The sequence below is a fragment of the Corynebacterium sp. MSK035 genome, assembly GCF_030232615.1.
Classification (GTDB): Bacteria; Actinomycetota; Actinomycetes; order Mycobacteriales; family Mycobacteriaceae; genus Corynebacterium; species Corynebacterium jeikeium_D.
In genome coordinates, this window is the sequence record NZ_JASPJP010000012.1 from 22,939 (window position 1) to 46,873 (window position 23,935).

The 23,935-nt window shown below is 64.5% G+C and carries 15 protein-coding genes, 2 pseudogenes and 1 riboswitch; of the genes and pseudogenes, 13 read left to right on the plus strand and 4 right to left on the minus strand.

The window, feature by feature from the left end:
- Positions 1–58: 58 nt before the first annotated feature.
- Positions 59–228: riboswitch (FMN riboswitch) on the plus strand.
- A gap of 10 nt (positions 229–238) precedes the next feature.
- Positions 239–958, plus strand: a complete 720-nt coding sequence (pnuC, locus tag QP978_RS08270; RefSeq protein WP_049192843.1) for a nicotinamide riboside transporter PnuC — start codon at positions 239–241, stop codon at positions 956–958.
- A 10-nt stretch (positions 959–968) separates the two neighbouring features.
- A complete protein-coding gene (locus QP978_RS08275; RefSeq protein WP_016423226.1) occupies positions 969–1,628 on the plus strand; it encodes a hypothetical protein in 660 nt (219 codons plus the stop codon).
- Here QP978_RS08275 and QP978_RS08280 read toward each other — a convergent pair.
- From QP978_RS08280 to QP978_RS08290, 3 genes are all read right to left on the minus strand, one after another.
- The gene (locus QP978_RS08280; protein ID WP_070429651.1) at positions 1,625–3,325 is read right to left on the minus strand and encodes an FUSC family protein; all 1,701 of its coding nucleotides are present in this window, start codon (positions 3,323–3,325) and stop codon (positions 1,625–1,627) included. The two genes, QP978_RS08275 and QP978_RS08280, sit on opposite strands and share 4 nt — an antisense overlap.
- Positions 3,326–3,349: 24 nt before the next feature.
- The gene (locus QP978_RS08285) at positions 3,350–4,996 is read right to left on the minus strand and encodes a peptide chain release factor 3 (protein WP_070429652.1); all 1,647 of its coding nucleotides are present in this window, start codon (positions 4,994–4,996) and stop codon (positions 3,350–3,352) included.
- A 98-nt stretch (positions 4,997–5,094) separates the two neighbouring features.
- A complete protein-coding gene (locus QP978_RS08290) occupies positions 5,095–5,988 on the minus strand; it encodes a Cof-type HAD-IIB family hydrolase (RefSeq protein WP_070437488.1) in 894 nt (297 codons plus the stop codon).
- 183 nt (positions 5,989–6,171) lie between these two features.
- On the opposite strand from QP978_RS08290, the gene QP978_RS08295 reads away from it, so the two are divergent.
- Entirely contained in the window at positions 6,172–7,623 is a 1,452-nt protein-coding gene (locus QP978_RS08295) for a glyceraldehyde-3-phosphate dehydrogenase (RefSeq protein ID WP_284857052.1), read from the plus strand.
- A gap of 75 nt (positions 7,624–7,698) precedes the next feature.
- Positions 7,699–7,968: a hypothetical protein gene (locus QP978_RS08300; RefSeq protein WP_088611626.1), complete on the plus strand. Its 270-nt coding sequence runs from the start codon at positions 7,699–7,701 to the stop codon at positions 7,966–7,968.
- Between the two features lie 152 nt (positions 7,969–8,120).
- Here QP978_RS08300 and QP978_RS08310 read toward each other — a convergent pair.
- Positions 8,121–8,888 (minus strand): annotated as a pseudogene (locus QP978_RS08310) (transposase); the annotation flags it as partial.
- A 183-nt stretch (positions 8,889–9,071) separates the two neighbouring features.
- On the opposite strand from QP978_RS08310, the gene QP978_RS08315 reads away from it, so the two are divergent.
- The 9 genes and pseudogenes from QP978_RS08315 (at position 9,072) to QP978_RS08350 (ending at position 23,935) form a co-directional block, all read left to right on the plus strand.
- Complete coding sequence (locus QP978_RS08315; protein ID WP_224783742.1) at positions 9,072–9,653, plus strand: ECF transporter S component; 582 nt, start codon at positions 9,072–9,074, stop codon at positions 9,651–9,653.
- 107 nt (positions 9,654–9,760) lie between these two features.
- A pseudogene (locus QP978_RS10900) lies at positions 9,761–10,189 on the plus strand (ATP-binding cassette domain-containing protein); the annotation flags it as partial.
- Positions 10,181–11,962, plus strand: coding sequence for an ATP-binding cassette domain-containing protein (locus QP978_RS08320; RefSeq protein WP_502870679.1), 1,782 nt, complete (start codon positions 10,181–10,183; stop codon positions 11,960–11,962). The pseudogene QP978_RS10900 and the gene QP978_RS08320, both read left to right, overlap by 9 nt.
- A 163-nt stretch (positions 11,963–12,125) precedes the next feature.
- A complete protein-coding gene (locus QP978_RS08325; RefSeq protein WP_284857055.1) occupies positions 12,126–13,898 on the plus strand; it encodes an AMP-binding protein in 1,773 nt (590 codons plus the stop codon).
- A 10-nt stretch (positions 13,899–13,908) separates the two neighbouring features.
- Positions 13,909–20,241, plus strand: a complete 6,333-nt coding sequence (locus QP978_RS08330) for a non-ribosomal peptide synthetase (protein ID WP_284857056.1) — start codon at positions 13,909–13,911, stop codon at positions 20,239–20,241.
- A complete protein-coding gene (locus tag QP978_RS08335; RefSeq protein WP_284857057.1) occupies positions 20,234–21,412 on the plus strand; it encodes a saccharopine dehydrogenase family protein in 1,179 nt (392 codons plus the stop codon). Before QP978_RS08330 ends, QP978_RS08335 begins: the two co-directional genes overlap by 8 nt.
- Positions 21,409–22,452 carry an ABC transporter ATP-binding protein gene (locus QP978_RS08340; protein WP_049172221.1) on the plus strand — a complete coding sequence of 348 codons (1,044 nt, stop codon included), beginning with the start codon at positions 21,409–21,411 and terminating at the stop codon, positions 22,450–22,452. The genes QP978_RS08335 and QP978_RS08340 overlap by 4 nt, the downstream gene beginning before the upstream one ends.
- Positions 22,449–23,201 (plus strand): ABC transporter permease, encoded by a 753-nt coding sequence (locus QP978_RS08345; RefSeq protein ID WP_049172223.1) that lies wholly within the window; start codon positions 22,449–22,451, stop codon positions 23,199–23,201. Before QP978_RS08340 ends, QP978_RS08345 begins: the two co-directional genes overlap by 4 nt.
- Positions 23,198–23,935 (plus strand): ABC transporter permease, encoded by a 738-nt coding sequence (locus QP978_RS08350; RefSeq protein WP_070653326.1) that lies wholly within the window; start codon positions 23,198–23,200, stop codon positions 23,933–23,935. Before QP978_RS08345 ends, QP978_RS08350 begins: the two co-directional genes overlap by 4 nt.

Consider the following 23,935-nt stretch of genomic DNA (forward strand, 5'->3'; position numbering starts at 1 on the left):
TTGAAACCTCATTGAATAAAATGCACATGCGCGCAAGGCGACAGTGCTAACGTTGAACTCGCATTCTCAGGGCGAGGTGAAATTCCTCACCGGTGGTGATGCTGCGGCTGACGCAGACAAGTCCACGAGCGCCCTACCTGTGGCCAGAAGGGTCGTCAGGTAGGGGACAAGCAGATTTCGGTTGGAATCCGAAACCGACGGTCATAGTCCGGATGAAAGAGAAGGAGTTGAATAATTCGTGGAATACGTGTCGGATTTTTTGGTGGGTTTCCTCACTGCACAGCTCAGTGTGGCGGGAGCACCAATCTTGATTCGAGAAATTGTCGGTAACCTCTTTGGCCTGGCGTGTGCCTTCCTAGGTATGAAACGGAAGGTATGGGCTTGGCCGGTCGGCATTATCGGAAATGCCTTGCTGTTTACCGTCTTCCTCGGCGGAGTTTTCCACACGCCGCAAAATCTTGATCTCTATGGCCAGGCGGGGCGTCAGGTCATGTTTATCGTCGTCAGTCTCTACGGATGGTTCAGCTGGGTCAAGAGCCGCAATCAGAGCGGTGACGAGGTCGCAATTGAGCCTCGGTGGGCGACGGCATCGGAACGCATTGGGATGATTACCGTGGCTATCTTCGCCACTGTGATTTGTGCCAATATCTTTGAGATGCTGGGCTCGTGGGGGCCATGGGCCGATGCCTGGATTTTCGTCGGTTCGATGTTGGCGACCTGGGGTATGGCCCGCGGGTGGAACGAATTCTGGCTAATTTGGATTGCCGTTGATGCCGTGGGAGTGCCGTTGCTGCTCAAGGGTGGCTACTACCCGTCGGCGGCGCTGTACCTCTTCTACGGATGCTTCGTTATTTGGGGCTTTGTCTCCTGGGTTCGCCTCGAGCACCAGAGCGACAATGACCAGCAGAAGAGCTCCGCGACCGACCAAGTACCGGCTTTGGCAGCAGCCGAGCGGTAGGATAGTCCAGGTGAGCTTCCGACCAGATAACTCCCGTACCAACCGCGCCCATCAAGCCGAAGAGCGTGCCCGCAGTCTCGTGCAGGACGTCCTCGACCGCGAGGAGCGGGTACGCAACAATCTGGCCAGCGCTGATGTCGACCCGTGGACGATGCGTTTCGTCGTCGATGAGTCGATTTCTGAGGGCGCAATCATCACCTGGCGCAATGAGGCCACTCGTGCCCGCCGCATCATGCGCCGCTATGACATTCAGCGGGGCTACCGCGAGAAGTTGCGCGAAGTTGAAAAGCGCATCGATGCCATGTTGCACCTCGCGGAATCGCTGGAGGAGTCGTGGGACGCCGCGGCACACGCCTCGAAGAGGCTTTCCGACGCGGAGGCCCGCGATGTCGCAGCCTTTGAACGCGAGCGCGAGCGGCAAAATGACGCGGCAGAGACTAAGCGGCAGCGTGAGGAGAAGGTCCGCAAGTTCCGTCGGAAAGCGGAAAATATTGCTACCGACGCGTGGGACGCGGGCCGTGACGCGCTGGAGAAGCTGCCGCCGCTGTCGTCTTCGCTGAAGGACATCGCGGCTAAGTTCCGTTCGCGGGGCTCGGAGGAGGAACCGCGCGAGGTACGGCGGGCAACAGCCCGCGACCTGCGCAAGGAGCCCCCGCTGCCGGAGGACTAGCGCTCCTCAGCTTTAGCTGCCTGGACTACCTCAGCGAGCTTGGAAATCTCCTCGTGAGAGGGGCGGATATCCGGATGCGTGCGACAGTAGTCCAGCAACAAATAGCCAGCTGTGCGAATGCGACGATGCCCATCCCAGTGTGGAGTGGCGATTTCGGGGTCGTTGGTGGCCAAAGACGAGATGGCCTGGCGCTCACTGAGCAGCTCGTACTGGAGATCTCGACGAATATCGAGCGCCTGATTCGGAGTACCGGTTAGCAGCGCGCCGAGAAGAGCGCCCATCTGTCGATAGCAGCGCGGAATATGACGCAGGTAGTGCTTTTCAATGCTCTCGGTTGGCCAGAAGTGCAGGACAGCGAGAGCCAGCGCGCAGGCGATACCGACTTCCAAGACACGATCGGTCACAATCGGTGCGAGTTCGCCAGCGACGTTTCCGCCCAGCAGCAGCGCCAATGGAGTGGTGACGATTGTCGTCAGCGCATAGTTTTTCACCACGAGAACCTCCGCGCCGAATTGGCAGGCTGCAAGCGCGATAAGTAGCGTCCAGCTGTCCAGGCCAAAGGAAAAGAGCAGCGCATAGAGGAAAATGCCGATAATCGAGCCGACCATGCGGTGAATCCCTCGGATCGAACCAGCGGTGCGGTCGGGACCCCACTGCAGAGTCATCAATGCGCTGACCACCGCCCAGTCAGGCCGGTCGAGACCGACAAGCACGCTAATGAGACCAGCTAAGCCACCGGTAATAGCAACCTTTGCCGCAGTCATCGACGCATGGGAATAGCGATCGAAAGAGCGGAAGATCCGGTAACTCACGCTTGGTCGCGCGAGTGGAATGGTTGTCTGCGTCTCGTCGAAGAGGTTAGGCGTGTCCACGATGTCCACAGCGCTGCCGTGCACGCCCAAGCGTGTGCGGATAGCAATCAGACGCTGATGAGCAGCAATGACACGGTTGACCAGTTCCGTGTGGGAGGGCTTGACGATTTTGCTGCCACGGATGATGCCTGCGTCGGCAAGCGATTCCCATGCGTCGGTCAGTGCAGTTTGCGCCTGGTGATGAACGGCGAACGATGTCGAGTCTGACTTTTCCATCGCATCGATGGCTGATTCAAGGGATTCGACAGCTGCCATCTCGGGGCCGTGCGGATTCCACAGCCGCGGTGCCATTCCGATGACTATCGCGGAAAGCACACCAACGGTAGCCCACATGGCGGTTTCCACCGGGTTGAAGCCAAGGCGGGCGACCATTGTTGTGCCGCCGGAGACCATCACAATGAAGAATGAACCCGGCGGTGGCAGGCGCAGTGCGTTTTGAATAAAAGCGCCGATGGTGGCCAACGCCGTGGTAAAAAGTGCGATGAGCAGCAGCCATAGATTGCTGCCGCCGGAAGCGATCTCACTGTGGACCACTGATCCGACAAAACTGCCGGACATAACTCCGGCGATCAGGCATAGCCCGGCGATGGCCATCACGCGCAGACGACTGCGGTAGGGGTGGCCTTCGCCATAGATGACCACGCACCCACCAGCGGCGATAAGGAGCATTTCCGAGCCGTGTCCGGTGAGAAGTGCCACGGCACCCGGCAGGAATAGCGCGAGTGCTGCGCGGAGGGCGCCTGGCCATCTCTGTGCACGGGAGTGGAAGGCAGTAAAAAGTTGCCATGCACTTGGTTGTGGAGGAAGCTCAACCGTTTGGCTCAATGTTGGTGAAATCTCCTTAAAACTCTAGTCCGCGACCAGCGTCTCGAGCGTGAACTCCGGGTGCTCCTTCTCAATGAAGGACAGCTTCCACTTGTCGCCGAAGAGGGCGATGAGGGCGCCGTCGGAACGCGTGAAGATCTCCACGCCGCGCTGCTTTGCCAGCTCAGTCGCGGTCTCTTCGTCCGTGCGGCGGGCGACGGAGTAGGGGATGGGCTCGGCGATGGTCTCGACGTTGTACTCGTTTTCCATGCGTGCCATCATGACCTCGAACTGCATCGGGCCGACCGCGGCCATCACCGGGGCGGCATCGCCGCGGGCATCGTTGCGCAGAATCTGCACCACGCCCTCGGCATCGAGCTGATCGACAGCTTTGCGGAACTGCTTGTACTTGCCCAGGCTCTTGGCGCGCAGAGTGCGGAAGTGCTCGGGCGCGAACTGCGGCATCGGCTTGAATTGAACCTTGCGGCCCTCGTAGATCGTGTCACCCGGTGCCAGTGAACCCGCATTGACCAGGCCGACAATGTCGCCCGGGTAAGCCGTCTCCACGGTCGAACGTGTCCGGCCGAAAACGGTCAAAGCATACTTTGTGGAGAAACTACGTCCCGACTGCGCATGCGTGACCTGCATGCCGCGGTCAAACTCGCCAGAGACAACGCGCATGAATGCCAGCTTGTCGCGGTGGTGCGTATCCATACCCGCCTGCACCTTGAACACGACGCCCGAAAAATCATCCGTCGGCTCGCGCTTTTCGACGATAGCCCCCTGGCCGCCAGCCGCCGCAGCGGCAACGGCAGCCGGGTCGGACTCGCGGGCACCAGGTGCCGGAGCCAGCTCGCAGAGAGTGTCCAGGATCTGGTGGACACCCCAGTTCAGCATGGCGGAGGCGAAAATCACCGGAGAGGTATCGCCAGCGAGGTACATCTCCTGGTCGTGGTCAGCGCTATCGGCGGAGAGCAGCTCGGACTCCTCGGCTGCCGTCTCCCAGGCGTCGCCCTGCTCTGCGGCGGCCTCATCTGGGGTGAGGTGACGCTCAGCGGCAATAGTGGCGCCACCGGCAGTGCGCTCGAAGCCGATGAACTGCTTGGCTTCGCCGTCCTCACCACGCTCCAGCAGACCGCGGAAGTCGCCGGCCTCACCAACTGGCCAGTACAGCGGAGTCGGTTGCAGTCCAATCTCCGCGACAATCTCATCCATCAATTCCAGGGGAGCCTTACCCGGGCGGTCCCACTTGTTGATGACGGTGACGATGGGAATTCCGTTGGACTTACAAACCCGGAACAGCTTCAACGTCTGAGGCTCGAGACCCTTGGCACCGTCGACAAGCATGACAGCGGCGTCGACAGCGGTGAGCACACGGTAGGTGTCCTCGGAGAAATCAGCGTGACCAGGCGTATCGACGAGATTGATCATGTACGGCTCGCCGTCGTGCCCCTCTGGCTGGTACTCGAACTGCAGCGCGGAAGAGGCAATCGAGATGCCGCGATCCTTCTCCATGTCCATCCAGTCGGACACAGTCGACTTACGGCCGGCCTTGCCGTGGACAGCACCGGCCTCGTTAATGACATGAGCATGCAGCGCCAGCGCCTCGGTGAGCGTGGACTTACCGGCATCCGGGTGTGCGATGACGGCGAATGTGCGGCGGCGTGCGGCTTCTTCGGCGAGAGTGGTCACAGGGAAACTACGCTTTCCTTAAAAAGAAAATCGGAATAAGGGAATCGGGTTCAACCTTTCTAACTTACCGCTCCAGTGGGGTAAGGGGTCAATTGCAGTTAGAGGTTGAACAGTTCGCGCAGCGTCGTGATGACGCCTTCCTCCGCGTTCGATGGTGCGATGTCGGTGGCGCGGCGTTTGATTTCCGGGTGACCGTTGGACATGGCAAACGAACGGCTTGCGTGGTCGATGAGCTCGAGGTCATTCAGGTAGTCAACAAAGCAGACAGTTTCGGCAGGAGAGACACCGAGGGCCTCCTGCAGGGCGGCGAGTGCCGTGCCCTTGTTGGTGTTGGCGTCGATGAGGTCGACCCAATGTGCACCGGAGACTACCGCGCGCAGGTGCGGGCTCTGGGAACGCAAGTAATCGGCGGATTCGTCTTCGACGGAGTAAGGATCAAAGGCGGCAATTTTGACGATGCCGTCCTCGGCGGCAGCGGCGATGACATCATCGACCTTCTGCAGCTTCAAATAGTACTTGGCGGCCTCGTTGAATTGCAGCTGCTGAACTTCCTCCGGAATATTGAAATGCGGCGGGAAAAACTCCACGTATGCGCTGGCAGCGCCGCAGATGATAACCGATAGAGGAGTGCGCCCCGCTGCCACGCGGTTGTCGTTGAACTGGCGGATCGCGTGTACCAACTGGGTGACGATGTCGTGGTCGATGCTGGTAACCGAGACCACCTCGCCCGCATCCGCGACATAGTTGCCGTTTTCCGCAATGATTGGGATGCGGTGTGCAATGGGGGCGAACTGGTCGGCCAGAGTGGCGTACTGGCGGCCCGATGCGGGAGCGAAGTGGACACCGCGGTCGAGCAGTTCGGTGACTACCGGCCAAAAGGAATCCGGGATTTCCTTGTCTTCATTTAATAGAGTCCCGTCCATATCCGTGACTACAAGGCGGTATGGCGGCTGGGCGGGAGATTGCTGCTGGATATCCAGGGGTTCCGTCATGGCTTTAATTCTAACGGGTAAGTAGGGTTCACTTTTCTTCCTCAGGTCGCCTCCCAGCGCCTCCCCCGATTGGGTGAAAGCTGGGCCACAATACGGGGTACCCAGTTGAGGGCGATAGCCGGTGAATAGCGTGTGCGGGGTATTTTGAGGGGGAACTCATATTCATTTAAGCCAGGAGGATTTATGTCGGATTCGGCCCCCATCAAGCGCAATGACTGGAATGAGCGCATCAGCCTTGCAGAGCAGATGATCCCCCTCCTGGGGCAACTGCGTCGCAACAACGATGTCGTGACTTCAATCTTCGGCCGCCGACTGGAAAACGTTACCGAGACCGGCATCATTAAGTCGCACCGCTACGCCCGTCGCATCACCTCGCAGGAGCTGCCCTTGAGCCAGACCCTGCCGATCCTGCAGGAACTGGTGAAGATGGATCTCGGCACCGCCTCCATCGACCTGGGTGCCCTGGCTACCAGCTTCGAAGAGGAAGGCGGCGAGCTGCGCGCATTCCTCGAGCGTGAGCTTGCTGACGTCATCGGTGCCGGGACACAAACTCCGAAGACCGACATTGTCCTCTACGGTTTCGGCCGCATCGGCCGCCTGCTGGCTCGCATTCTGCTGGCTCGCGAGGCACTGTTCAACGGCCCGCGCTTGCGCGCAATTGTGGTTCGCCAGAATGGTGAGGACGACATCGTCAAGCGTGCTTCGCTGCTGCGCCGTGACTCCGTCCACGGTGCATTCGACGGCACCATCTCGGTTGACCGCGAAAACAACATTATTTGGGCAAATGGCACCCCGATTCAGGTCATTTACTCCAATGACCCGGCAACTGTTGACTACACCGCCTACGACATTAACGATGCGATTGTCATTGACAACACCGGTCGTTGGCGCGACCGCGAGGGACTGTCGCAGCACCTTCAGTCCAAGGGTGTTTCCAAGGTTCTTCTTACCGCGCCGGGCAAGGGCGATGTGAAGAACATCGTCTACGGAATCAACCACAACATCATCGAGGAATCTGACAACATTTTGTCGGCAGCCTCGTGTACTACCAACGGCATCACCCCGGTGCTGAAGGTCGTCAATGACAAGTGGGGTGTCGAGTTCGGTCACGTCGAGACTGTTCACTCCTTCACCAACGACCAGAACTTGATCGACAACTTCCACAAGGGTTCTCGCCGTGGCCGCGCAGCCACCCTGAACATGGTTCTCACCGAGACCGGTGCCGCAAAGGCCGTCGCCAAGGCTCTGCCGGAGTTCGAGGGCAAGCTGACCGGTAACGCCATCCGCGTTCCCACCCCGGACGTTTCCACGGCGGTGCTGAACCTGACCCTGGACACTGAGGTCGACCGCGACGAGGTCAACAACTACCTGCGTGAGGTTTCCCTCAAGTCCGTCCTGCGCCAGCAGATTGACTACATCCACTCCCCAGAAGTGGTTTCCACCGACTTCGTCGGCTCCACCCATGCTGGCATCGTCGATGGTCTGGCTACCATCGCCAACGGTAAGCACCTGGTGCTCTACGTCTGGTACGACAACGAGTTCGGTTACTCCAACCAGGTCATCCGCATTGCTGAGGAGATCGCAGGCGCTCGTCCTCGCGTCTACCCGAAGCGCAAGCACATCGACGAGCTGTAAGTCGGCGGTCCTGGGCTTGAGCTGTTGAGCCCTCGAACGCCCTCTTCCCCCTCCTAAACCACGGGGGTTGAGGCGATGGGGAGGGCTTCGAGGCGCTCGTCGACGTGCCGGACGGGGGGCGGAGAGATTTTCCTGTCCATCGACGACGACCTGGATTCCGCGTATGAGCCGTTCGAGTTGGTGAGGATTGTGAACCTGCCGGAACTGGGCGACGAGGATCTGGTTTTCGGCCTCCAGTTCCGGGCCTCCGGCGACATCGAGCACCGGCGGGGGATGAAGATCCGGGAAAGTGATTTCGGGATCGTCGAATACGGCTCGGCGGAAGTGGCCCTGTTCGGCGTCTAGGTGACGGCCGCCACTCGGTCCCGATCCGCGTGGGGCCCTATGTGGATTGTCAATAGTCAGGCGGGACTTTCACGTACATCGTATGGGAGGGGTGTAGCCATGACTGATCGCCGGGCCGCATCGTGCGGGCCGGCGGTGATCAGCGCAGCGGTCTACGCAGCCGTGGCGATGGTTCTAGCAGGGATTTCTCGGAAGAACTCACGCCGAGTCAACAGGGCATAGATGTCGTTGCAGCGGCTCCGGGCAAGCCATATCACCGCGGCATTGTGCTTCTGTCCTTCAGCCCGTTTACGCAGGTAGTAGTCGCGCGATGCAGGATGGCAGTTCGACGCGATCCACGCCGATTGAAACATCGCGTTTTACAACTGTTTATTGCCGGCCCTGGTGGGAAACTCGCCGCGGACCGACGTACCCGACTGCCGGGTGGTCGGCGTGATGCCGGCGTAAGCGGCCAAGTGCGCGGCGTCGGCGAAGTCCTGGCAATCGCCGATGGACAACACGATGTTAGAGGCGGTCTTGATGCCTACGCCGGGCATCGACATCAAGACCTGGGCAAGAGGGAACGATTCAAGCATCTCCTCGACTTGTCCGGCAATCGTGTCGCGCTGTGCTTGAAGCGCTTTGATGTTCGCCGCCAGCTGGGGAATGACCAATTCTGCTGCCGCAGTGCCGGGTACCGTGACAGTTCGCTCGGCAAGGGCGGCGAAAAATGCGTCAACCAGGGCAGCAGGGGCCTTCTTGGCGCGGTTGCGCATCCACTTCAGGACCCGGCCTCGACCTGCGGCGGCCAGTTTTGTCGGACCTTCGTAGTGGATGAGCGAGTCCAGCACCAGCGTGCGGGAGAGAATCTCGCCTGCAAAGACGCGCTCGAGTACGGGGCGAATCTCTGTGAGCACGCTGGGAAGGCGGTTTTTCGTTCGGGGGGGGGCGGGGGTAATTTCAGTAAATTGAGCCTGGCGTAAGGCGATAAGCATTGCCTAACCTAATACTGTTTCAGGTGGTGTTCCCGATCGGGAATCGGCAACGGAAGCGAGGCGGCGACGATGAACGGAAAACGTGGATCGACCGGAGAACCCCTCTCCGGAGGGGGAGCCGGGGACGCGGTGGCGTCGCAGACGGATGACGGGCGGTTGGTGCACGTCGCACCGGTCGCAGCGGGTGGCCGACCATCCACCCGCGACATGCTCGTCGCCGCCGCGATCGGCGTTGCGGGGTCTCTCATCATCGTGCCCCTGACCTACCTGCAGGTGTTTGCCGGCATCGCCCACGTTTATCTCGTCGCGGCGACGCTCGGGTTGTGGTTCCTGCAGTGCGTTGTTCCCCTCATCGTCGTCCGCAAGCTTGGCGCGAGCCTCATCGCGTGCCTTGCCATGGGCGTCGTGTCCGCGGCGACCACCCCGTTCGGCGTCGCCGCAATCGGGGCGCTGATTATGGAAGGATTGCTCATCGAGCTTCCGTTCATGGTCACCCTGTACCGGCGGTGGACGCGTCCCCAGTTCGTGGCCTCGGCGATGTTGTTCTCCGCGCTGATGGGAACGATGGCCCCGCGCGCAGTCGGCGTCGACTCGCCGACCACGCCCATGACCCTGATCAGCTTCGCCGTAGCCTTGGCATCGAGCTTGGTGTTTTTGGTCCTGGGCTTTGCCGTCGCAAAGGGGCTTCGCAGCCGCGGGGTCACCCGGTGACCGGCGGAGCACCCGCGTGCGCCGGTGCGACACGCGGGACGGCCCCGGCCCGGTTACGGGTTAGTGGTGCAGGTGTGCGGCACGCCGATGGGCGATGGGCACCCGACATGGTGGATCTCTCCTTCGATTTCGGCACGATCAACGCCATCACGGGGCCCGTGGGATGCGGAAAGACGAGCCTGGCCCACCTCATCGCTGGACTGATCCCCTCGCACATCCCCATCGACCATGCCGGATTCGTGCACATCATCGATGCCGACGGCACCGAACGCCCCGTGGACGGGGACCGGGTCACCTTCGTCGGGCAAGACCCGGCGACGCAGGTGCTCACGCTCCGAGTCGTCGATGACGTGGCCATGGCCCTCGAGTTTTCCCTCGTGGAAGCCGGTATCGTCGCCAAGCGATCAGCCGAGGCTCTATCGGAGGTCGGGCTGTCAGAGCTCGCGGAGAAGGATCCGTGGGCTTTGTCGGGCGGGCAACGCCAGCGGATGGCCATCGCCGGTGCGGTGGCCAGGGCGCCGGAGGTCATGATCTTCGACGAGCCCGCGGCCCACGTCGACGAGGACGGTCGCCGGTCGCTGTTCGCCGCCATCCGTGATTTGCGGGCCCCGGGGCGCGTTATCCTGCTCATCGAGCACGACCTCCGCCCGTTCGACGGGTGGGTCGACACGGTGACGGTCCTCGATGCGGACGGGAGCGTCGCCGCCCACGGAGCGCCGGATGGCATCGCGGTGAAGGGCATTGCGACGACGGCCGCGACCGCCGGAACGCCGGACGCCAGTACGCCGGGCACGGGGGCGCCGGACCGTCCCGATCCGGAATCGGAGGCGGATGCCGTTCCACTGCTGGCCTTGACCGGAACCCACGTGGCCCGAGGCGGGGAGAGGATCCTGAACGGGGCCGATCTGACACTGGAACGGGGCGAGATTCATGCCCTAGTCGGTGCCAACGGAGCCGGTAAGTCCACCTTGCTGGCGGTGCTGTCGGGCCAGATGACGGCGGGAGCGGACCTCCGGATTGACGGCGCGTCCGCCCGGCGCGTGCCCGACGCCTTCGCGTCGTTGGCGTTCCAGAACCCCGAGCACCAGTTCACCCGCGCGACCGTCGCCGCGGAAATCGACTCCGCGCTGGCCGGCACGGACCCGCACGGACCACTCGGCGCCGATGAGCTGCGGAAACTGCGGGAAGCCCTGTGCCCCCGGGCACTTGACCCCGTCTCGCCGTTCGTCCTGTCGGGCGGACAGAAAAGACGGTTGGGCATCTTCCTGGCGGTGGCGGCCAATCGCCGTTTGCTGCTTCTCGACGAGCCGTTGGCGCACCTGGATTCGCCGAGCTCGCGCATCGTACTGGATGCCCTAGCGGAATACGCCGGGGCCGGCGGAACCGTTGTGTTCACGTGCCACGACCGCCGTGCCGCGCGAACGTGGGCGGATCGGGCGAGCATCGTCGCCGAAGGGAAGGTCGCCTGGTCCGGTCCCGCAGCCGACGTGCCGGCTTCCCCGGAGTCGTCCCGGCGGGATCGTGCACTGCCCGCGGCCGGCGCACGGACGTCCTTGGACGAAAGCCCCTGGACCAGTGGATCCGCCGCTCGAAGGCGCGCGGGGTTGAACGCCATCACGATTGTCGCGGCGGTGATGCTCGTCCTCGTCGCCGGGCTGCTCTACGGCGGAGACGCCGTTCTCGCCCTGACGGTGGTCGCGTTCCTCGCACTCGCTGCGATCGCGGAACGCGACGTTCGGGCGACGGCGGGGAAGGTCCTTCTCGTCCTGTTAATCGGGGTGTTCTTCGGCCTGCTCGGGTGGCGCTCCGAGTTCTACGGAGGTGGGGATGCGGCGGAGGCCGGCCGCCACGGCATCCATCACGGACTGCTGCTGACGGCCGTGTTCGCGGGGACGGTCCTGGTCTCCGCGTGCATGCGCGTCGAGGAGCTTTTCGACGCCATGGTGCAACGCCTCCGGGTGCCCTACACATGGTGCACCATAGCGATTTCCGGGGTGAGCATCGCGGCGTTCCTGCGCAGCGAAATCCCCCATCTGACATGGGCGATTAGATTGCGCTCAATGCGACCGGGGCAGTCTTTCCGCTCCGGCTTCATCCGCGCGACGACGCCCGCGCGCATCGCCTTTCCCCTGTTCGTCAGCGCCGTGCGCTGCGCCGAAAAGCTGTCCCTGACCCTGGCGATGCGCAACTTCGGCCGCCATCCGCGGCGCACCTTCCGCACCGATTACCCCTGGCGAGTGCGTGACGGGTTCGCGGCCGCAGCGTCCGCTGCGGTCTTCGTCGCCGCCCTGGTGTCCGCAGTGACTTGACGGGCGCCTGGAACCGGCGGGTGAGCATTTCCGGGCTTGTGCGGAGACGCGCCCCACCCAGGTGCTTCACCCTTTCAACCCTTCAGACACATCCTCCGGGTCACGCCATGCGGGCCCGGTCCGCCCGGCACCGGCATGGCGCCGACAACCGAAAGAGGTACCAATGAACACGATCCGGACCATCAGCGACGTGCTACGGGACAAAGCTGATGAGACGAAAAAGGGGATCACCTTCGTCGAGAATCGGCGGGACGTCTTCGTCCCGTATGGCCGGGTCCATGCGGAGGCGGTGGCGGCTGCGACTCGGTTGGCCGAAGCCGGCATCGGCCCCGGCGATCGCGTGATCTTCCAGGTTTCGGAGAACCGCGGGCTCATCCGGGCGTTCTGGGGCTGCGTCTACGCCGGCGCGGTTCCGGCGCTTGCGCCGCCGGTGTCGGGCCCGGTTGACGTCGACAGGGTGCGGACGCTCTCGGACATGATGCCCGGGGCCCCGATCCTGGTCGACGAACGCAGTTACACGCTGCTCACCGGCGCAAACGGTGCCGTGGTCGTGGGCGAGGACCGGCTGCTCGACGTGTCCATCGTCAATGACGCTGCCGCGGAACCGGATGCGGCGATGCCGGGTGATGCTGAATCGGACTTCTCTCAGGCGGGTGACGTGAATTCCGGGGATGGCGCCGGGGCGGTCCCCGCGTTCCCGGTGCGAGGTGGGACGGCAGGCGAAGCCCTCATCCAGTTTTCGTCCGGCTCCACGGGATCGCCAAAGGGCGTCATCGTAACCAACGAGTCCGTGCTGAACGGTCTGCGCGCGACGATCCCACGCCACGCGCACCGGTACGAGAACAAGATGCTCACGTGGCTGCCTTTGACCCACAACCTTTCGCTGATCGGCTTCCACGTCTACGCCCTTTTTCGTGGGTACGACCAGGTGTTGCTGCCGGTTTCCGAGGTAGTCGCCGATCCCCCGAGGTGGTTCGAGGCCGTGACCAGGCACCGGCCGACGGTGACAGTGTGCCCGAACTTCGCGTTCAAGCATTTCCTGCGCCATCTCGAGCGCCGGCCCCTCGGGGATGACCACGGTTACGACTTCTCCAACGTCCAGAAGCTGATGAGCGGTTCTGAGCCCATCGACGCTCCATTGGCCCGGAAGTTCCTCGCGGCGATGTCCGCCATGGGCCTCCGGGAGGATGCCCTGACCTCCGCCTACGGAATGTCCGAAGCTTGCCTGCTGGTCACGACCCGGGACATCTACTCGGGTCTGTCCACGGTGCGACTTGACCGGACGGGCATCGCCACGGGGCAGCGTTTCGAGGACATCGAGAGCGAGTCCGGAGCTGAGTTCGTCGCCTTGGGCAAGGCCGTCCCGGGGATTTCCTTGACCATCCGCGATGACGGGGGCGGGGTCCTCGGCGACGGCACCGTCGGTGAAATCCACATCGCCGGCGCTCCGATGACCCGCGCCGCGATCACAGCAGAGGGGATCGTGGAGCACGAGCTCACCGATGATGGGGCGTTCGCAACGGGGGACATGGGCATTCTCCGCGACGGCGAGTTGTTCGTCCTCGGCCGGAAGAAGGACATCATCTTCGTCAACGGCCGGAATTACTATTCGGCTGATTTGGAAGCCGTGCTGGAGAATGTGCTTGACCGCGATGTTGCCGTTCTCGGCCGGAGCAACCCAGCCACGGGCGAAGAGGAGATCGCCGTGTTCTTGGCCAGGCGGACCCCGACCGATCGTAAGGCCGACGATGCGACCGGTGCCGGGCAATCGGACGGGGATGAACCTCCGATCGATGAACAGGCGGTGGCCCGGTCCGCGACGACCGAGCTGATGCGCGTCGCCGGGGTGCCCGTCTCCAGGGTTCTGTGGGTCGACGAGCTACCCGTCGCGTCGAACGGCAAGAAGCTCCGCCGCAAGCTCGAGGCTCTGCTCTGAGGCGATGACGATGACCAATGAAACGATCGCGCCGGCCGTCGCATCTACCGCCGTGGGAAGAGCCCGCACCGGGGCCCGAGTCGCCCCCGAACGGCTGTCGGAGTCCATCGCCGACGCCATCGGCGTGCACCTGGATTCGGCGGACGTGAAACTCCGCGACCACATCCCGAACTCCCTGACTTTCCTCCAGATGCTGCTGGCGCTGGAGGACGAGTACGGGGTCACCATCGATTACGCGGCGATGGACCCCGGGGTCACGGTCGCTGATTTGGCGGCCGTCATCGACGCCGCCCGGGGTGGCGCTGATGCCGGATCTGCCGCAGGTGCCGCTGCCGGGGCCGATCCCGCTGTAGCGACGGGTGAGTCGGATGACGGCTGTGCCGGCAAAAATGGGGCTGGTCCCGCGGATGCGGTCCCGCTCAATCCAATCCAGACCGCCTACCTGCTCGGCGCGGACGAGGACATCGAGCTTGGCGGCCAAGCGACGTACATCTACGCGGAATCCCGGCACGACTATTCGTTGCCGCAGGTGGAGGAGGCCGTGCGGGCGGTCTTCGGGCGTCACGACGTGCTGTTCCATCGGCTCGACGTCGATGCCGGGGTCTTGAGCCCGACCGGCGTGTGCCTCGCCACCGTCGAGGTAGCCGGGTCCGGCGACGATATCGACGCGGCGGTGGGGGAGATCCGTCGGGACATGCGAACCGCGGCGCGATCGTCGAACGAGGACGGCCCCATGGTCGCCGCGAGGCTGCTCGCAGATGCGGGCGGGTGCAGGATGTTCATCTACTTCAACATGATCGTCATGGATGCGGGTTCGGTGTACCTGTTCTTCGACGAGCTCGAATCCCTGCTGGCCGGGGAGCCGCCGGCTCCGGCTTCCAGATATGGGGATGCCCTGGCGGCAATCTCTGCGCGCCGGCGCGACGGGAAACGGGCCGAGGACCTCGCCTACTGGGAGAAGAAGGCCGCAGATCTGCCGCGGCGTCCGGAGTTCCCGGCGGCCGTGGGGGGTGGCGACGATTGGTCGACCCGGCGCTTGGGCACGGTGCTCGACGCGGAGGTCACCGCCAAGCTCAGCGAACGTGCCCGCCGCATTGGAGTTACCCTGTCGTCGCTGGTGATGGCCGTCAACGCCGCCGTCGTCTGCAGGTGGCTGCCCGAATCCGCGTTGACGGTCAACGTGACTGTCAGCGAACGCAGCGGCCTCGCCGCGGGCACGAGGGTGATGGGAGATTTCACTTCATCGATGCTTGTCGGCGTCGACGCCGGGAGAGCCGCGACCATCGACGGGTTGGCGGAGGCGATCGACCTGGACATCCGCGAAGGGCTGTCCCACCGCTGCGTTTCCGGTGTGGAGGTGCTACAGCGATTCCTCCGGGACGCGGCCAATCAGTCCCAGGCCACCGCTCCGGTGGTGTTCACCAGCTACCTCGGCGGCGAGCGGGGAAGCGGGCGCAGCCCGGTCATCGAACGCGTCTACACGCAAACCGCGCAGGTGTGCCTCGACATCCAGGTGATGCCGGCATCGGGCGGGATGGCGTTGTCGTGGGACGTGGTCGACGATTACTTCCCTGCGGTAGATGCGATGTTCGGAGCCGTTGCGGAGGCCCTGGACGTGGTGGCGGAGGGGGGAGAGGCTCTGCCCATCCGTCATGCGGAGACGGAGGGGGCCGTCGCCCGCTACAACGATGCTGCGGGCCCAATCCACGATGACACCCTGGTTTCGCTTGTCGAAGCCGCATGCGCGGCGACTCCGGATGCGCCGGCCGTGCGCCTAGCCGCCCGGGGCATCTCGTACACCTACGCCGAGGTCTGGGCCAGGGCCGGACGCATCGCCCGCCAACTCTCGGATTCCGGCGTCGGGGCGGGGGATGCGGTGATCGTGCGCTACACCAAGCATCCCGACGACATCGTCAACATGGTCGGCGCATTGCGTGCGGGAGCCGCATTCGTGCCTGTCGACGCGGGCATGCCGGCCCAGCGACAAGAATACGTAGTGGAAGCCTCAGGTGCGGAGGGCCCGATTCTGGACACCGGCGTGATCGATGAACTGGACCAAAGCGGAGTAGAGGGCGTCGGCAAGCCTGCAGCCGCGAAAGTCTGCGACCGCGCGGGCAGCGCGGGTGCGCACTCTTCGCCCGGCACTGCCCCTGACGACCTTGCCTACGTCATCTTCACCTCGGGGACCACGGGCCGGCCAAAGGGTGTGCGGATCAGTCATCGCAACTGTGTCAACACCATCCTCGACGTGAACCGGCGGTATGGGGTCACCTCCGCTGACTGCATCATCGGATTGTCGTCGCTGGGATTCGACCTGTCGGTCTACGACGTGTTCGGTGCGTTCGCGGCAGGAGCGACGGTGACGATGGTCGGAGACGAACGCAACGCCGATGAAATCCTCGACGTCTTGCGGGAAGAGCGGGTCACGCTGTGGAACTCCGCGCCCGCCCTGTTGGAGCTCGCCCTGGTCCGGGCGACGGACGACGACGTGTTCCCGGATGTGCGCACCGTATTGCTCAGCGGCGATCGCATCGCAGCGGGGCTTCCGGCGCGCGCCATGGACATGTTCCCGAACGCGTCGATCAATAGCCTGGGCGGTGCGACCGAAGGAAGCATTTGGTCCATCCAGTACCCGCTGCAACGCGACAGCCTGGAAAACCGCATTCCCTACGGGTACCCGCTGGCGAACCAGGGCATCCACGTGCTCGCGCCCGACGGGGTGCATTGCCCCGTCGGGGTGCCGGGGGAAATCCACATCAGCGGCCTCGGCGTCGCGCAGGGGTATGCGGCCGATCCGGAGCGGACCGCTGCCGCCTTCGGGTATGTCCCCGGCATCGGTCGCTGCTACCGGACCGGAGACGTGGGCATGTTCAACGCGGAGGGTTTTGTGGAATTTCTCGGCCGCCGCGATCGTCAGGTGAAAATCGCGGGCTTCCGCGTCGAACTCGGAGAAATCGAATCGGTCCTCGAGCGGTCCGGCCTGGTGACCGCGTCGATGGCGGCGGTTGTCGAATCGGGCGATCGGGGACTACTGGCGTGCCTCTACGTTCCGGTGGACGATATGACCGGCTCGCGGGATGCCGTCCGGGCCGAGCTTGCCCGCTGCTTGCCAGCGTACATGGTGCCGACGGTCCTGTTGCCGGTGGCGCATCTGCCCGTTACCGTCAACGGGAAACTGGATCAGGAGGAAATTCGTAGGCACGTCGGCGCCGCGGGCGGCGGGGCAACGGCCGATGGCGAGGTCGCCGGGGCGGGGGCCGAAGCCGTGGGTTCGGCTGGTTCCATCGCCGACCCCGGGGCGATCGAGTTGGTGTCCGGAGTCTTCGACGAGATTCTCGGGGAAGCCCCGTCGACGGGTGCCGCGGATTCGGCGTGCGGCGCGGGAGAGTCCTTCTTCCGCCGTGGCGGCGATTCCCTGCAATTCCAGATTATGATTCGCGCAATCCGGCAGAAGACGGGAGTCCGGCTCCGTTTCCGCGACGTCATCGTCGACCCGACCATCGCGCACATCGCCGGCCTTGTATCGGAGGCCATGCGGGAGTCCGGGGCCGAGTCTGAAGCCGTCGCCGAGGCAGTGCCTTCCCCCGATTGTGCCGTCGGTGCCGGTTCAGCCGCAGGAGGCGCCCGAGAATGCTCCGCGAGTGCCTACGGAAAGGATCCGGTGGAACAATTCGGGGATGACCCCCACGCGCCGTTCCCCTTGACTGACATGCAGAAGGCCTACTACGTTGGCCGGAACTCAGGGTTCGAGCTGGGCGGCGTCACCGAGCACTACTACATCGAATCCGTCACCGAACCCGGTACCGACATCGATCGCCTGGAAGACGCCCTCGACAAGCTAATCCGCAGGCATCCGATGCTGCGCGTCGTGTTCACCGCACAAGCCACGCAGCGGATCCTGCCGGAGGTTCCGCGCTACCGTATTGATGTCGCCGACTACCGGACCGCCGATGAGGCGACCGTGGTCGAGGCGGTGCGGCGCAAGCGCGATGAGCTGAGCCACCAGGTATTCGATCTGGGCAGCTGGCCCTTGTTCCATCTGTCGGCGTTCGCGCTCCCGGACGGGCGGCACCGCCTGTTCTTCAGCGTGGACATGATCATCGGAGACGGGGCGAGCCAGCGGATTTTCATCGACGACCTGGACAAGCTGTACCGAGGAACGGAGCTTCCGCCCGTCACTGGCGACTACCGCACGTACGTCTTGGAGATGAAGCGTCGGGAAGCTTCGGCGGTCGGGCGGGGCGAAGAGACGTTGACTCGGACGGTGGTCGAGGAGTTCCCGCCCGGCAACACCCTTCCATCAAGCGGTGCGGCCGCGGACGTGGATGTGCCGCGGATGCGTCGCCTGTCGTACACGTTCACCGCTGAGGAAACCGCGCTGTTGCGGGAAAGGGCCAGCGCCGCCGACGGCAGCGTGTCCGCACTGCTTCTCGCCTGCTATGCGACGAGCCTGTCGCTGTGGTCGAAGGGGGATTCGGTCGGCATCAACATCACCACGTACAACCGTGATTCCGAAATCGCCGACGTCGCCGGCGTCTTCGGTGATTTCACCGGCGTCATTCTGATGCCTGTAAAAGCGGCCGCCGACCATGATCTCCGTTGGTGGACGGCGGAACTGCGCAACCGGCTGCTCGGGCACATGGCGGCCGGGTACTCCGGGGTGTCGTTGCTCGGCACCATCGCGCGCCACCGGGGTCTGGCCGTCGGACAGGCCATAGCGCCGTTCGTGTACACCTCGTTGCTGTTCGGCGAGGGGGCCGCGGCAGGCGATGGCTCGGGCAAGGATGCCCACGTCCTGGGAGACGTCGATTACGCCATCTCCCAGACTCCGCAGGTGCTGTTGGACAACCAGGTGATGGAGGTCGACGGGCGTATCAACGTCGCCTGGGATTTCGTCGAGCAGATCCTGAAACCGGAACTGGTGGAGGACATCTTCGACCATTACATCAGGTCGGTGTCGGGCTTCGCCGGGGGCTGCTCCGAAGCGGCGCCGCTGAGCGTCGGCCAGGTTCGGCACCTGCGCCTGGCGGTCGGGGGCACTTCTTCCGGCGGTGGGGTGATCGACGACGGCGTCGCGGGCGTGTTATCGGCAGAGCGCGACAGGGCGGGCGCGATCTCGAGGATCGCATCCGGGGACCTGATGGGCCGAGTTCGCGGATACCTGACGGTCATCACTGGGATAGTCCGGGCCGACCTCGGCGGTGCCGAAGCCGGCGCGGACGACGACCTGTTCCTCCTCGGCTACGACTCCCTGGGATTCGTGAAACTGATGCAGCGGATCCAGGACATCACCGGGGCGTCGGTGCCGCTCGCGGAAGCGCTGGCCAAGCCGACGCCACGTGGCGTGGCAGAGCTCGTCGGCCAGTCGACGGCCACGCCGACCGACCGGCGGGACGCGGATGACCCCGGCGCGTCGGCCGCGGACCGTTCGCTGGTCCTATTGCGCAGCGGTGATGAGGCGCGCCCGATCTTCCTCGTCCACGGCGGATTCGGCACCGTCGACATCTACCGAGACCTGGCACTCGCGATCCCCGGTGGCGGGCAGGTGTGGGGTGTCGGCTTCGCGGAGTTCGAGAGACCATTCCCCCACGCTATCGGCATCGGCGATATCGCGGCCCACTACTCGGGCCGGGTCCGCGAGGTGCTCGTCGACGGTGCCGCCCCTGCGATCGTTGGATGGAGCCTCGGCGGCACCATCGCGGCCGAGATGGCGCTCCGTTTGGCCGATCTCGATCCTGCGCTGGTGTTTCTCGACAGCCTGGCTCCGGGGATCGCGGTCGACGTCGGGGATTTCGACGCGGAATCCGAAAAGGGGCTGCTGTCCCGGGTGATGCCCTCGATCGCCGATCTCCCGCACGGAACGCCGGTTGCCCGCCTCTGGGCGGAGTTCGGCGGGGTCGACGAGACCGATGAGGAACGAGGGGCCCGCCTGCGTGCCCTGGCCGCAGCGGTCGCACCGACGCTCCTGGAGGACCTTGGGCTTTCCGGCGACCGGGTGACAGCGACGGAGTTCAACTCGCTGCGCTCGCTCATCGATGCCCGCACCCGGTACCGGCCCGAGGGGCGGGTGAGGGAGGCGCTGTTCGTTTTCCCCGATGACGGCGAGGCTCACAACCACGACCAGTGGCGGGACCACCTCGTCGATGACCTCTGCGTCGCCGGCGTCGCGGGAAACCACTATTCGTTCGTCCTCGGAGAGGATGCCGCGCTGACTGGGGCTCTCATCGGGGAGTACATCGAACACCGGCGCCGGGCGCCGGAAACGGACGACAGGGCAGTGGACCCGTCGTCCGATGGAATCGACCGGTCGCGGGACCGGGGAAACGAGATGGAAAGTGACTGATCGACGAAACGGCGGGGAAGCACGGGACCGCGACGCGGGCGAACCTGTGAAAGTGCTGGTGGCCGGAGGTACCGGCGTCACCGGACGGCTCGTCCGGGGGATGCTCGGCGCCGTCGACGGGATCGAGCTGGCCTACACTTCCCGAAAGAAACCGGACGATGGCCCGGGGCGGCACTTCCCGCTGAGGATCGCCGCCGGCCACAACGAGATCTGCAGGGTATTCCGCAAACACGATTGGGTGGTCAACTGCACCGGCCCGTTCGAGGTGCACGCAGACTCACTCGCCCGTGCTTGCATTGACTCAGGCACCGGATACATCGACGTCAACGATTCGATCGACGCCCGCCGCGCAATCATGGCCCTCGACGGGGATGCCCGGCGGGAGGGGGTTCCCGTGCTCACCGGGTTCGGCCTGTGCCCGGGCTTGTCGACGGCACTGTTGATTCTCGGGGCTCGCGCTGCGGGGGTCGAAGAGGTCCGCGATGTGCGGGTCGATCTGAGAATCGGCGCCGACCAGGAATCCGGGGCCGCGTCGGTCGAGTCGATGTTCCGGACCATTCGCGGCGGATACCGCGCGATGCTCGGCGGCGCCATTGTCGAAGTGCGGCGCAACCCGGTGTCGTCGCAAAGCGGAATCGGCTACGAATGCCCGGACGTCGACGTCGTACGCGAGGTGTGCCCCTCGATCCGTGGATATTCCTACCACGTCGCCTTCGATGCCCTCCCCGATGCGTTGGTGGAGAAGATCTGCACGTCGAGACTGTACGCGATGCCCGTTGTCTCCGGTCTGCTCGCCCGTCTCGGGGCGGCCGTGACATCGCGGAAGGCGCGGGCGAAGGGCACTCCGCAACCCGCCGAGCTGGTCGTCGCACTGTCGTCCGCCGGCGCGGGCGATGCGGGGCCGTCGGCCGAGACGACCGTCGTCCGGGCGACCGGCCCGGGTTCCTACAAAATGACCGCGGCGATTGCTGCCGCCACCGTTGTGGCGGTGGCGGGGAAGCCGGTCACGCCGGGGTGCCGGGATCTCGTCGGCCACCCCCGGCTCCTCGAACCGGTCCTCGCCTTCGCCCGCGATGCGGGCATCCATATCGAGGTGCCGCATGACAACCCGCCCACGGGGCCGCTGCCGACAGCGGCCCACTGCGATACCAAAGAAAAGGGGAAACGATGACGGAGAAAGCTGAACGAGGTGCGGCGATCGTCGTCCGCAACCTCACGAAGAGCTACCCGATTGCGGGCAAAGCGGGCACCGCGCCCGAAGGCGGTGCAGGTGCCCCGCCGGACGGCGGGCGTAAGGGAAAGCGCGGTGCCCGGATGCGCAAGCATGTGCTCGACGGCGTGAGTTTCACCGTGCCCGCCGGGGCGATTGTGTCGTTCCTCGGCCACAACGGCGCAGGCAAGACCACTCTCATCCGAATCCTGTCGACGCTCATCACCGCAGACTCCGGCGAGGTGAGCATCTTCTCGCGCGATGTGAAAGAGGATCCGGTGGGCGTGCGCGCCGACATTGCCACCACCGGCCAATTCGCGGCGATCGACGAGAACCTCACCGGCCGGGAGAACCTGGAGTTCTTCGGGCGGCTGCGCGGACTCGACCGCGCCGACGCGGCCGCCCGCGCGACGGAACTACTCGCGCAATTCTCGCTCGCAGACAGTGCCTCGACGTTGGTGTCGGCCTATTCGGGTGGCATGCGGCGGCGCCTCGACATCGCCGCGTCGCTGTGCGTCGTGCCCAGGCTGCTGTTCCTCGACGAACCCACGACGGGGTTGGACCCGGTCAGCCGCGAAGAGCTGTGGGGCTTCATCCGGCAGCTGCGGGACGACGGAATGACCCTGGTGCTGACCACCCAGTACCTGGAAGAGGCGGAGGCGCTGGCAGACCACGTCCATCTGCTCAAGGACCGCCGCATCGTCGCCAGCGGAACGCCGGAGGAATTGCGCCGCGACTTCGGGTCGCACGTGCTCCGCGTGTCCTTCGCCACCGCCGCCGGGGCGGAGGCGTTCGCCCGCTGCCTCGGGGGAACGTGCCTGGACCGCGCCCGCGTCGCGGGGAAGTCGGTGTCCCTCGACGTCGACCCCGGACCGCGGATCCTCGAGGCGGTGGCGCGGGCGATGGAGGCCTCGGAAGCGTTGCCGGATTCGCTGAGCGTGTCGCCGCCCACCCTCAACGAGGTGTTCATATCGATGAACGCAGGGGGTGCGGCGCGATGAGTGCGACGTCGGTCGCGGCGTTTCTCCATCGGGATCTGCTGCTGTTGCGACGCAACACCGCGTCGCTGATCTCCATGTTCGTAGTTCCGCCCCTCTTCCTGCTGTGCCTGTACGCGGTGTTTGGGTACTCGGCGGGGCAATCCGGCTTCGGGTACCTGCGTTTCGTGCTCGGCGGCTGCCTGTTCCAGGCGGCGATGTTCACCGCCGCGGCGTCGGCGATGGCGGTGGGACAGGACGTCGAATCCGGGCTTGTTGACCGCGTGCGCGTGTTGCCCGGGGCCACAGGCGGCTATGTCGCCGGCAGGCTCGCCACCGATTTGCTGCGGATGTCCGCGTCGATCGCGGCGCTGCTGGTCGTCGCGTGGGCCTGTGGCCTCGACATGGCTGTCGGTGACGTCGCGTGGACTGTCCTGTGGTCACTGCTCGCCGCAGCGGTTCTGTCCCTGGTCACGGACGGGGTGATCCTGATGGTGCCCGCCCCGGTGTCGACGGCCTCATCGATCCAGGCGCTGGAAATGCTGCTGCTTATGTTCTCCACCGCGTTCATTCCGGCGACCGCTTTGGACGGCTCCCTGCGCGACGTCGTGCGTCACATGCCGTTTTCGCCGATGATCGAGGTGATCAGGGCGGCGTCCCCGGACGCCTTCCCGGATAGCGCAGGGGAAGAGGCAGCCCTGTGGCTCGGTGTCGCGGTGGTCGCCGGAATCGTCCTGTTCATCCGCCGGTTCACCTCGAGGAGCGAATCATGATCGACGCCATCTTCGTGCATTTGCGGCGCATCGCCCACATTTGGCTGCGGCGCCCCGACTTCTGGTTCATGACGTTCATTGCTCCGCTCGTGTACCTGTTCATCGTCAACCGCATGTTCGGTGGCCTGGTCAGGCAGCTCACCGGAGAGTTCGAACTCCGGAACGCGGTCATCCTGGTCGTGACGGCGTGGGCGTTCATCCTGGCCATCACGGGATCGTCCACCGTGTTCGTTGAACGCAGCAATGGCTTCCACGAGCGGTTAATCACCATGCCGTCACCGTACGCGGCCGTGCCGGCCGCACGGATTATTGCCGAGTTCATCCGGATCATGGCGATGACGGTCGTCGTCGCGGCGGTGGCCGCCTTGCTTTCCGACGGCCCCCCGGAGGTGTCCTGGTGGTGGAGGATCGCGGTGACCGGCGCGATGGTTGCCGCGGCGGCCGCATGCACCGGCACGTACATCGCGTTCTCCATCACCAGCCCCCAGGGTTCCGTGGCCCTCATCCCGTTAATCATCGTTGCGATGTTCGTCAACACGGTGCTCATGCCCGCCGACCACTTCCGTCCTCTCCTGCGCGGAATCGCCGGGCACACCCCCGTATCCGCGGCCGGCGAGGCCGTCAACGGCACCGGGGCTGCGGGTCTGGTGGTCTGCGCGGCCTGGTTCTTAGGCATCGCCGTGCTCGCGGCGTGGGGCATCGCCGTGAAAACGAGGCCGGGGGAGTCTGCATGA

Bases quoted from the DNA above. Each gene is read 5' to 3' on its own strand.
- QP978_RS08290 (WP_070437488.1), bottom strand. From the start codon at position 5,988: ATGACGGAACCCCTGGATATCCAGCAGCAATCTCCCGCCCAGCCGCCA.
- QP978_RS08295 (WP_284857052.1), top strand. From the start codon at position 6,172: ATGTCGGATTCGGCCCCCATCAAGCGCAATGACTGGAATGAGCGCATC.
- QP978_RS08300 (WP_088611626.1), top strand. From the start codon at position 7,699: ATGGGGAGGGCTTCGAGGCGCTCGTCGACGTGCCGGACGGGGGGCGGA.
- QP978_RS08320 (WP_502870679.1), top strand. From the start codon at position 10,181: ATGATCTTCGACGAGCCCGCGGCCCACGTCGACGAGGACGGTCGCCGG.
- QP978_RS08325 (WP_284857055.1), top strand. From the start codon at position 12,126: ATGAACACGATCCGGACCATCAGCGACGTGCTACGGGACAAAGCTGAT.
- QP978_RS08330 (WP_284857056.1), top strand. From the start codon at position 13,909: ATGACCAATGAAACGATCGCGCCGGCCGTCGCATCTACCGCCGTGGGA.
- QP978_RS08340 (WP_049172221.1), top strand. From the start codon at position 21,409: ATGACGGAGAAAGCTGAACGAGGTGCGGCGATCGTCGTCCGCAACCTC.
- QP978_RS08345 (WP_049172223.1), top strand. From the start codon at position 22,449: ATGAGTGCGACGTCGGTCGCGGCGTTTCTCCATCGGGATCTGCTGCTG.
- QP978_RS08350 (WP_070653326.1), top strand. From the start codon at position 23,198: ATGATCGACGCCATCTTCGTGCATTTGCGGCGCATCGCCCACATTTGG.